The 4,786-nt window shown below is 44.4% G+C and carries 5 protein-coding genes and 4 pseudogenes; 2 read left to right on the forward strand and 7 right to left on the reverse strand.

Translation table 11 applies throughout. The annotated features are described in order from the left end of the window. A pseudogene (locus tag RMO52_RS21035) lies at nt 1-649 on the forward strand (DNA topoisomerase I); the annotation flags it as partial. 182 nt (nt 650-831) lie between these two features. Here the strand turns inward: RMO52_RS21035 and RMO52_RS21040 are convergent. Further along, entirely contained in the window at nt 832-1,044 is a 213-nt protein-coding gene (locus RMO52_RS21040) for a hypothetical protein (RefSeq protein WP_309744657.1), read from the reverse strand. A gap of 122 nt (nt 1,045-1,166) precedes the next feature. After that, nucleotides 1,167-2,057 (reverse strand): DUF1186 domain-containing protein, encoded by an 891-nt coding sequence (locus tag RMO52_RS21045; RefSeq protein WP_309744659.1) that lies wholly within the window; start codon nt 2,055-2,057, stop codon nt 1,167-1,169. Between the two features lie 177 nt (nt 2,058-2,234). Here RMO52_RS21045 and RMO52_RS21050 point away from each other — a divergent pair. Further along, a pseudogene (locus RMO52_RS21050) lies at nt 2,235-2,585 on the forward strand (ATP-dependent RecD-like DNA helicase); the annotation flags it as partial. Between the two features lie 18 nt (nt 2,586-2,603). Here the strand turns inward: RMO52_RS21050 and RMO52_RS24855 are convergent. The 5 genes and pseudogenes from RMO52_RS24855 to RMO52_RS21070 form a co-directional block, all read right to left on the reverse strand. Continuing rightward, nucleotides 2,604-2,753: pseudogene (locus tag RMO52_RS24855) on the reverse strand (glycosyl transferase family 1); the annotation flags it as partial. A gap of 51 nt (nt 2,754-2,804) precedes the next feature. Further along, nucleotides 2,805-3,560, reverse strand: a complete 756-nt coding sequence (locus tag RMO52_RS21055) for an SDR family oxidoreductase (protein ID WP_309744661.1) — start codon at nt 3,558-3,560, stop codon at nt 2,805-2,807. 91 nt (nt 3,561-3,651) lie between these two features. Continuing rightward, nucleotides 3,652-4,410 carry an SDR family oxidoreductase gene (locus tag RMO52_RS21060; RefSeq protein ID WP_310418203.1) on the reverse strand — a complete coding sequence of 253 codons (759 nt, stop codon included), beginning with the start codon at nt 4,408-4,410 and terminating at the stop codon, nt 3,652-3,654. Nucleotides 4,411-4,440: 30 nt separating this feature from the next. Next, on the reverse strand, nt 4,441-4,563 hold the full coding sequence (locus tag RMO52_RS21065; RefSeq protein WP_309744665.1) for a hypothetical protein: 123 nt from the start codon (nt 4,561-4,563) through the stop codon (nt 4,441-4,443). 18 nt (nt 4,564-4,581) lie between these two features. Then, nucleotides 4,582-4,786 (reverse strand): annotated as a pseudogene (locus RMO52_RS21070) (TrpB-like pyridoxal-phosphate dependent enzyme); the annotation flags it as partial.

A 4,786-nucleotide genomic window follows, 5' to 3' on the forward strand; every position in this document is an offset into this window, starting at 1 on the left:
GACGACTGTGGGTTTGCAAGTGGATGATTTTCTGATGCAAGCTTTACCGGAGTTGATTCAATCGGACTTCACCGCTGGAATGGAAACTCAACTTGATGCGATCTCGAAGGGTCAGCAAGAATGGCAAAGTTATCTGATTGAATGGAACCGGAGCTATTTTGCGCCAGCTTTAAGTAAAGCTACTAAGAATCTACCGGAGCAGGATTATGGCTCTTTTCAGGGTAAGGAACTGGAGAAATCGCGCTCTAAATGTCCGACTTGCAGCAAGCCAATGTCTAAAGTACCGACCAAAAAGGTGAAGAAGGGCTATTTTCTCAAGTGTGAGGATGGATGTAAAGATTCAGAGGGTAAAGGGTTGGTGATGTTTTGGTCAGATCGATCCAATGAATGGCAGATTCCACAACCTAAAACCGAGCAGTCATCGCCAGTGAAGCAAACCGAACATCCTTGTCCGGTTTGCCAGAAACCGCTGGAGGAATATAGTTACATAAAGGATGGACAATCCAAATCAATGCTGCGATGTTCGGATGCGGAAGCTAGAAGTAAGCCCAAACACAAGGATGTCGCCTATTTTCGTGGGAAGGAGGGAGCGTGGTGGAGTCCGAAATTAGGTAATCTTGGTACAAATGCGGCTAAATCGACGAAATAGTAGTACTTCACCTCCTGCTTTGTCAAATCAAAACCGCAACCAAATCAGCATAGTAAACGCACCCATCAGCCAAACAAAACCCAGAACGAGATACTCACTAATTGCTCTATTTCTAAGCTCCTTGGCTCGTTGCTTTTCTTTGTAAATTTGTTCTTGTCTTTCAAGTAATCCTTTGATTTCTGTTAGCCGCAGAATGATATTGCGATTCTCTTACGAGAGGCTACACCAACGCTAAGTTGCTCGGCAAGGGCATCATCATCTTGTCGTTTGTTATCGATTGGGTGGCTACGGAGATCGTGTTCTGCCAGCAATCGCTCGACTTCTGCTTTTAACTCAACTTGCTGTTGTCGTTCTGGGTCGGGCTGTTCGTTGCGACTTAAAATTCGATTCCGCAAGCGGACGCTACGCGAACGAGCTGTTTTCTGACTCTATCTAATGGAGTCATATCATCATTTGGGTCTAAATTACTATTGTTTGGTTCGCTCATGTAAATATGCCAGTTAAGTTGTCCATCGCATTATTTTTTCTTTGCTCGATTTTTTCGACGTGCTTGTTTTTGCATCTTTCCCTGAGCTTTCTTTTTGGTTGACATTAGTATTTTCTCAGGGGATAGACTTAGATCTCTCTTACCAAAAGGGTTTCTGATTGACTCTTTCAGTTTTTTATCTTGAAAACAGTTCCACCATTCCATCTCCGAAATTGTATCTTGAATCAAATTATAATGCTTGCGATCGCTCAGTTCATTCAATGATGCCTCTTGTCCGAGGTTGATATAGTAATCGACATCCTCTCGACTGAAAAAGAACTCATCCACCAAATCCGCATCAAAAGCTCGCTCGATTTGTTGTTTGAGTTCGATCGGAGCTAGGACGGCACTCTCCATCACTAAATTAGTCCAAATAGAGGAATATTCTCGTTCGAGTCGGGTTGAAAAAAGTTCCTCAAAATACTTAATAACGACTTCTCGTCCGAGGCTTGCTCGAACGACTAATATAATTAACGAACTGAGAGCAGAACTTCTAACATATTCATTTGCTTGCCGATTTTCGATTAGTTGCTGGATCGGTTCGATATTGCCGTCACAAACACTAGCAAGAATTCTGCCTAAATCCTCGGTGACTAGATCTCCAGTAACGTCCATTGAGATCTCTCCAGGCACCGAGAAAAACTCGAAGATCGGTTGATAAGCTTGAGATTCCCTAAACTGTGCAAGTAAATACATGGCATACATATGTAGGAAATAGTTAGGGCGTTCTGCCAACTCCTCAAGCTTAGATTTCCATTCCTCTAACGTCGCTAATAATATGGGGGTAATAGCTTCCCGCTCTGCAATCGCTCGTTCTAAAGCTAGACGAGGAAATGTTCCGTTATAGTTCTCTAGTTCGGCGATGATTTCTGTTAATTCCATGATGCCAAGTTTTTGACCGATCTTAGCCTACCCGATCGCATCCTTGCTAGGATTAGCCGATGTATAATTCAATTTGTTAAAATAGATAAATAGTCTGTTATTATTTTCCCACTGTAGTGTCTACTTACTTATCAGACAAATACACTAGGCGATTCTTCAGTTACACCCCAGGTTTCGTTGACTGGAGTGGTGGAACGGATTACCTTTCATTCTGAAGAAAGCGGCTACACAGTCGCTCGACTCCAATCACCTCGCGCTCGCGAGTTAACCACGATTGTCGGTATTTTTGCAAATATCCAAGCCGGACAAACTCTCCAACTCCAGGGGACTTGGAAAGAACATCTTCAATACGGGCAACAATTCCAAGTTATCAAATACAGTGAAACCAAACCCGCAACGCTGACGGGGATTGAGAAGTATTTGGGCAGTGGTTTGATTAAGGGAGTCGGCCCCGTTACTGCCAAACGGATTGTGGCGCATTTCGCGTTGGATACTTTAGAAATTATCGAACAAGATAGCGATTCTCTTACGAGAGGCTTCGCCAACGCTTAATTGAACGGCTAAGGTTTTAGCGCGAGCGTCAGGAATGCCAAATAAGGTAACGCGATGACCGCGCTGTTGAAGCTCGTATCCTAATGTAGTCATAGGATTGAGATGTCCAGTGGCGACAGGGCAGATGATGCTAAAATGAGTCATGTTCGATTTCTAGTATTTGGTAGGTCAGGATATTTAAAGAAATTTCATCATTTAGGTGACTGTATAGCCACCATCAACCACAAAAGATTGACCAGTAATGTAGCTAGCAGCAGAACATAAGAACACAACAGTTGCCGCGATTTCTTCAGGCTTCCCGATTCGTCCCATTGGGACAAGCGACGCAAGTTGCTGCTCCATAGCAGGATTTTTAGTACTAAAGCGATCGATTATCTCTGTGGCAATAAAACCTGGATTGACAGCATTAATCTGAATTCCTTGTTTGGCGTAGTCGAGTGCGGCAGCACGAGTCAACCCCATTACGGCATGTTTGCTCGCAACATAAGGACTGAACCTGGACATTCCAACTAATCCGGCTGCTGAAGAATTGTTGATAATGACTCCAGATCCTTGAGTTAGCATCTGTTGAATTTCATATTTCATGCACAGAAATAGTCCCCGCAGATTAATCGCCATCACTCGATCGAAGTCTTCGATCGATTGCTCGTGTAGTGGGTTTGCAACTCCTTCGATTCCCGCATTATTGAAGGCAATATCGAGCCGACCGTAACTTTTGACAGTTTTTTGAATTAGCGATCGGACATCTGTTTCACTAGCTACATCCGATCGTACAAATAAACACTCAGCACCAGAGTCACGGATTAAGTTAGCAATATTTTCACCTTCAGTCTCGCGTCTACCAGAAAAAACTACCTTTGCGCCTGCGGCACCAAAAGCTAGTGCAGTTGCTTTACCAATTCCTGAAGTTCCGCCTGTAACTAATGCAACTTTACCTGCAAGTGTCTTCATCGTTTTCTCCTATCAATACTTGTCAAATCAGCTAGAACCGACTCTGTTTACGATAGATCGGCTAGATTTGCGTTATTTTTTCTCGCTCGATTCAGCCTGCTGTATATCCACCATCGACTACTAGCGACTGACCTGTGATGTAGCTAGCAGCATCAGAGCACAAGAACACAACGGCGGCGGCAATTTCTTCAGGTTGACCCATTCGTCCCATCGGGACAATCGAGGCAAGATCGCTAGTCGCGATCCCCATCTCGTTAACGAAGCGATCCATCCCCTCAGTGGCAGTCGATCCGGGGTTGACAGCATTAATCCGAATCCCCTGCTTGGCATAGTCAAGGGCAGCAGCTCGCGTCAGACCCATCACGGCATGTTTACTAGCAACATAAAGACTTATCCCCGCAAACCCAACTAGCCCGTTTGTTGAAGAATTATTGATGATGACTCCAGCTCCTTGAGTTAACATCTGTTGAAGTTCGTATTTCATACACAAGAATAGACCCCGCACGTTAATCGCGATTAGATTGTCGAAGTGTTCGAGTGAATGCTCGTGGAGTGGCTTTGCTGGTGACACGATACCAGCGTTGTTGAAGGCAAGATCGAGCCTGCCATAAGTTGCGACTGTTTTCTGAATTAGTGTCTGGACATCTGTTTCACTCGCTACATCCGATCGGACAAATAAGCATTCAGCCCCAGACTGACGAATTAAATTGGCGGTGTCTTCGCCTTCCTCCTCCCGTCTGCCCGAAAAAACTACCTTGGCACCTGCTGCACCCATTGCCAAGGCAGTTGCCTTACCAATTCCCGAAGTTCCGCCAGTAACTAAAGCAACTTTATGTTCGAGTATCTTCATAGCTGTCTCCTGTATGATAGGTTGAGAAAATCATTCGATATGGCGATCGTCAAAGGCTTTGTAAAACTGGAGGATTAAAGCTTTATTCTGTTCGTTCATCATCGGAGTTTTAATAAAAAATAACTTGGATTGAATGAGCCATGAGCCACTCACACGACGTTATCGCTAATTTTAAACAGAGGGCAATCCAGCCAGAGCCATAGCTACTTCTGCCGAACTATACTCGGTATCGACGAGTTTTCCGGCTTGATAGTCCATGTATGCCTGCATATCAAAGTGACCGTGACCGCAGAGATTGAATAAAATTACCTTACTCTCGCCAGACTCTTTGCATTTGAGGGCTTCATCGATCGCGGCTTTGACAGCATGATTCGCT

Source organism: Chamaesiphon sp. OTE_8_metabat_110, assembly GCF_031382685.1.
In the GTDB taxonomy this organism is placed as follows: Bacteria; Cyanobacteriota; Cyanobacteriia; order Cyanobacteriales; family Chamaesiphonaceae; genus Chamaesiphon.

Excerpts from the sequence above, each read along its gene's own strand:
- RMO52_RS21045 (WP_309744659.1), bottom strand. The coding sequence starts at position 2,057 with ATGGAATTAACAGAAATCATCGCCGAACTAGAGAACTATAACGGAACA.
- RMO52_RS21055 (WP_309744661.1), bottom strand. The coding sequence starts at position 3,560 with ATGAAGACACTTGCAGGTAAAGTTGCATTAGTTACAGGCGGAACTTCA.
- RMO52_RS21060 (WP_310418203.1), bottom strand. The coding sequence starts at position 4,410 with ATGAAGATACTCGAACATAAAGTTGCTTTAGTTACTGGCGGAACTTCG.